This window comes from Weissella sp. DD23 (assembly GCF_001579105.1).
Taxonomy (GTDB): Bacteria; Bacillota; Bacilli; order Lactobacillales; family Lactobacillaceae; genus Weissella; species Weissella cibaria.
Genome location: NZ_KQ970400.1, coordinates 6,026 through 11,406 on the forward strand (window position 1 = coordinate 6,026; position 5,381 = coordinate 11,406).

The following is a 5,381-nucleotide window of genomic DNA, read 5'->3' on the forward strand; positions in this document are numbered from 1 at the left end:
GAGTGACCAAATTATACGCCTAATCGGTCCCAATTCTCCAGTGAAAATGAGAGAAAAATGACAAAGCGTGCAAGAATGTTACAACTTGCACGCTTTGATGATTAATTAATCTTTACTTGTGGGTTCAATAGGCCCATTGGATCCAATAAGGCTTTGATTTGGTGTTGCAAATAATCCGTCTCCCCGAGTTCATAATTGTTCCACTGATTTTTCTGCAAACCAACCGCGTGTTCACCTGAAATCGTCCCACCACGGCGAATCGTTTCCTTGAACATATCGCTAATTGCTTCCGCTGCACCAGCTGGTGGCTCGGTCACATTTTGGTCCCAAACAATTGACGGGTGGACGTTACCATCCCCAGCGTGCCCAGCAACATATAACTCAAGACCATACTTCTCGCCCAGTGACGTGATGTAATCCATCATGCCGGCCATTTGTGACAACGGCAAGGCCATGTCTTCCATGACGTGGTTCTTATCCTTGAAAATAGCTGGCAACATATCCTGGCGCAACTTAAGCAATGCCGCTGCCTGCTCAGGATCATCCGTTACCTGAACGTCAAAAGCACCATTCGCCGTCAACGTTTGCTCACTAATGTTGAGAATTTCAGGTGTTGAGAAATCCAGCTTGAAAATCAGCATCGTCGCGTGTTTGTCAGCGTAGTGCGTGCCTTCAAAACGGTCCAAAGCAGCCACAGTTGCTGCGTCGAGCGCTTCCAGCATGGTTGGGTAGACACCTGAACGACGCAAGGCCCCGGTTCCCTTAGCTAAATCAGCCATATCCTTAAAGAACGCAATCCCAGTTAAGGGCGTCCCTACTGGAATTGGACTCAGCTTGACGGTGATTTCAACAATCACACCTAGCGTTCCTTCCGACCCAACAAACAATTGTGTCAAATCATACCCAAACGCCTGCTTCAGCGTACGGCCACCTAACGTCACTAAACGGCCATCCGCAAGCACAACCTTCACACCAAGAATATTATCCTTGGTGACGCCATAACGCACGGAACTCATACCACCAGCGTTTGTTGACACATTACCACCAATACTACTGATGTTCTTTGAGCCTGGGTCAGGCGCGTAGAAGAAACCAACTTCACGGGCAGCTTTATCCAAATCGTTGTTAATTACCCCTGGCTCAACAACTGCTACAGAGTCATCGGGATTCACTTCCAAAATATGGTTCATGCGATCAAGTGACAAAATCACCGCACCTGACCGGCCTCGTGATCCGGATACCACACTGGTACCCGTTGCCTTGGTAATAACCGCCAAGTGGTACTGACGGGCTACGGCCAATACCGCTTGCACATCTGCAATCGTGGCCGCTTCAATGACGGCGAGTGGTAGGATTACTTGGTCAACCACTGAATATTGATCATCACTATACTTATACAATGTGTCTTGATCAGTTAAGACATCACCAGTTACGACCTGCGTTTGCAAAGCCGCAATAATATCCTGGTTCGAGAACGCTGCAAAATTAATCGACATCACTTCGACCTTCCGTTTCTCAGCTAGTGTGTATGTTACGCTTACATCTTAACTCGCTTACTAAAAATAAATGCAAAAGTCCGGTATTGTGGTGACACCAGAACTAACCATCCTCATTAATGGTAATTTCTCAGAGATTTATAAATGTATTCTCCCGCCAGAATTACAGACATCATCAGTTCCCCCAGAGGCAAAAATTGCTTTACGGGGGGATTTTTTTGTTCTGAGAGCCCAATCAATAAATCGTCATAATTATCTGATACCTTTTATGCAAATACGATAGAAATAAAATTTTCTCTATTGCATTAAACACGTCCAGATAGGATCGACGTTAAAAGCTGCAAAAGGAGTCTTTGTTTTGGAAAAAGCAAAAGAAAAAAAGGTTCTTGGTATCATTGCATTGATTATCGCCATTTTCGCGCTGATCTTATCTTGGGTACCAATTGTAAATAATATAGCAGCCATTTTTGCTGTTCTTGGTATCATATTGGGTGTTATTGCACTTGTGATTAATCGCAAGAATAAAAAGACAATTGCACTCATCGCGACTATTCTGTCAGTTTTATCAATCATAGTTGTATTAGCTACTCAAGGTTTGTACTCGAAAGCGATTGATGATGCCACTGGGAAATCAGACAAAAATGTCACCTCAACCGCTTCTTCAACTGCTTCATCAGAGAAGAAAGACGATACCACAAAGAAAACTTTCAAATTGAGCGAGACCGTTAAACAGCAAAACGGACTGGAAATTAAGGTCAACAATGTTAAATTCACGCAAGGAACCGAATACACAACGCCGAAAGCTGGTACTCAGTTTATCCTAGTGAACGTTACTCTTAAGAACACGGGAAATAAATCTGTCAGCTATAACCCGTATGACTTTAAGCTCGATGATAATGGCAATCAAACGGATATGAATTCTTATGCCGGTAGTGATGAACAGGGAAATCCCGTCGTATCAGATGATTTACATTCAGGTACTTTACAACCTAACGCAACCGTTTCAGGAACCTTGGTTGGTGAAGGAAACCCTGAAAATGACATTAAACTTGCTTCTGTCGACTACGATGGCGAAATCAACTGGACAATTAATTTGAAATAGCTATCTCTCATCCATTAATTTAGATGCAAAATTTTCATCAGCGATTACTCCTAGAATTCTCACATCCAATTGATACTCTAAAGGAAACATTTGGAGGGCATCAGAATGGTAGTAACTTGCGAAAATTGCGGTAGTGAATTCAACACTAACGACTTAAACCCTAGTTTTAGCCTGGGAAGATGATAACAATGAGTTCCCATATTGGACGTGTCCAGACTGTGAATACAACAATTTTGTTTACGATTTGGATGATAACTAAAATGAGCGCACAACCCGATTTCTGAGGTTGTGCGCTCATTTTTTATGTTTCAATCAGTTTGTTAATTGCACCAAGCTCAGCAATCAACGGTCCAAGTTGTTTCATCCGGGGTCGCCGTGTTATTCACGCCATCTGAGACAAATTCAGCCCGAATATTTTTGGCCTCCCGAATAAGTTTAACGAGTAGTCCGCCAATTTTGATAAACAAGCGTAGCAACTTCACAACTTTTTCTAAAGCGGCCGTGTTCAAGGTCATCGCCGCCATCCCCAATTGGGCATTGTATGTCGTGGTCGCATTTTTCTGAACCCGTTCGTCATTGAAAAATGCCCACATGACATCGTTCGCTTCCCCACGCGTCACAAACTTGCCGAACTTGTGATCCAAAGCAAATGCCAATTGCTCTTTCGAGTGAATGACCGGGTTGCCAGCATCATCCAAAACAACATCGTCAAGTAACGTCATATTTTTACCATGTGCAAATCCAAGCCCTGAAACAGCCAGACCGCTTAAATCCGGCTGATGTTGTGCTTGCTTTAATTTTTCTAACTCAGTTGGTGTCATTAGACCGTCCTCCTCTAGTTTCACGGTTGTTTACCGTCATTATACCGAGAACCGGTCAAAAACCGGGCATCCAAACTTTTAGTCAGCTAAGGCTAAGGCCATGTTGAGCATCGTTGAAACACCTGGGTTGGCCTCCACCCGCACATTCAATTCAGGATCCTTGCGAATGACTTCGTAAGCTTCCCAGACCGTGTGGTGATGCGAACCATTCATCACCACAATCTTCAAATCATACTTATCGTTCCACAGCATGTCATTGACTTTGCCCTCACCAATCTTTGAGGTATCAATCCAGTCAACTGCCGCACCATATTCTTCAATACGGCGCTTAGCCATCCCGGCTGACTGACCAAACCAGGAAACAATCATCACCCGTTTACCAGCTAAGCGGTCATCAGTATCATGCGTCTCCGGTTCGGCCGGCTCATCTTTTACTTTGGTCGCTGATTCATCAATCGCCCGGAGGCTCCGCAAGATGACAACCACATTTGTATCTGACCGCACCTTAGCTGAATAAATAACGTGCTCGGCAATTGTGGCCGTATCAATGCCATTATAGTCAATCTGGTCATCCAAACTGCTATACGTCACATCATTCAGGGTCACAAAATCCCAATAGCCGGCATTTTTCACGAATTGCCCCTGCACCTGCTGCCAAAGTGATTTTTCATCATTAGTTAACGTGTTGTACTTATCAACCAAGCGATCAAGCCGGACATAATCAGTAACCGTATCTGCCGACAAGTTTGCGATTAGTAAATCCATCATCTCCCGGTTTGTCAGCGTGGCTGGGGTAACAGCGGCCGGTACTGGTTCCGTTGGCGTTGGTTCGCTTGCGACTTCAGCTGGTTCGGTTACCGATGTCGCCGGCACACCTTGTTGCAGCGTTGCAATTTTCTCTGCCAAGACATTCATAATGGTCACCGCATTGGTATCATTAAACAGCCCAGTTGCCGTCATCGTTGGCTGTGGTTGGGTAACAGCCGTCTGGGCTAATTCACCGTGTAACCGGTCGTTTTCCTGTTGCGCTTGCGCTAAATCAGCTTGCAACGCTTGTTGACTAGCTGCCAATTCACGCACTTGCTGACGGAGTTGTTCATTCTCGCGCCGGTTATTGTCTTGCTCACCATCCGCAATCTCAAATTCATCGAGACGCTTTTTATAGGTCATCAACATGTTATTAGCAGCGGCAAGCTCAGTCGCTTGCTGCTTAAGTTGGGCCTGTAACGCCGCTTGGTCGTCGGTTGTCGCGCTTACGGATGTCTCGACGTTGGCCAGGTCTTGGCGAAGACTATCTGCTTCGTTTTCAGCAGTGACAGCCCGGGCCATGTTGGCTTGCGCTTCCTTCTTTAAGGTCTTGTTGGCCTTGTTTAATCGGTTGATTTCACTTTGCAAATCCGTCACTGTGGTATCCGGCTGGGGGTCCTGAGCAACCGCCATGTCAGTCATCCGGCGCTTCAACGGTTTAGCTGGTCGGCGAGCAGGTGTCACCTTATCATCTGGTCTGAGTTCGAAATAGTCTTCAAGTTGCATCGCGTCGTCGATCTGTAACAACGCCTGTAGATCAGCATACGAGCGCGTCCCTTTCACCATCATTGATACCGCGGTTGCGAAGTCTTCATATTCCATCATGATATCGCCACGGTCGGCGTGCGTGACCATGTAACGACCCAAATGTGGCTTCACCTCATATTCAGTCAACGCAAGTGGTTGCTCCTCATTTGGAAATGCAGCCATCAGTGTCTCCTGCAGTTGTTGCAAGACAATTGCTGCTTTCGTATGAACCACACTTTTCTGAGCTACTGATCGGCCCATTAACTCCTGCAAGTTTAATAACTTGTGTTGGACCGTTTGTGCAAGTGGCGTCGTCGTTTTAGTCGTACGGGTCACTTGTGTTTGTTGCTGTAATAAATGTTTCAGTTGTTTCTTATTAACCTTTGCCATCTCAATACCCTCAAATCT

The 5,381-nt window shown here is 45.4% G+C and carries 4 protein-coding genes; 1 reads left to right on the forward strand and 3 read right to left on the reverse strand.

The genetic code is table 11. The annotated features are described in order from the left end of the window. Positions 1–101 precede the first annotated feature (101 nt). A complete protein-coding gene (locus tag WEIDD23_RS11160; protein ID WP_062359038.1) occupies positions 102–1,496 on the reverse strand; it encodes an FAD-binding oxidoreductase in 1,395 nt (464 codons plus the stop codon). A gap of 358 nt (positions 1,497–1,854) precedes the next feature. On the opposite strand from WEIDD23_RS11160, the gene WEIDD23_RS11165 reads away from it, so the two are divergent. Further along, complete coding sequence (locus WEIDD23_RS11165) at positions 1,855–2,598, forward strand: DUF4352 domain-containing protein (RefSeq protein ID WP_010369639.1); 744 nt, start codon at positions 1,855–1,857, stop codon at positions 2,596–2,598. Between the two features lie 335 nt (positions 2,599–2,933). Here the strand turns inward: WEIDD23_RS11165 and WEIDD23_RS11170 are convergent, their stop codons facing one another. Further along, the gene (locus WEIDD23_RS11170) at positions 2,934–3,419 is read right to left on the reverse strand and encodes a hypothetical protein (protein WP_010369642.1); all 486 of its coding nucleotides are present in this window, start codon (positions 3,417–3,419) and stop codon (positions 2,934–2,936) included. 78 nt (positions 3,420–3,497) lie between these two features. After that, the coding region (locus WEIDD23_RS11175; protein WP_207644213.1) for a hypothetical protein at positions 3,498–5,381 on the reverse strand (1,884 nt) is incomplete at its 5' end.

What these genes read in the sequence shown, in the direction of transcription:
- WEIDD23_RS11160 (WP_062359038.1), bottom strand. Translation starts at nt 1,496, where the DNA reads ATGTCGATTAATTTTGCAGCGTTCTCGAACCAGGATATTATTGCGGCT.
- WEIDD23_RS11170 (WP_010369642.1), bottom strand. Translation starts at nt 3,419, where the DNA reads ATGACACCAACTGAGTTAGAAAAATTAAAGCAAGCACAACATCAGCCG.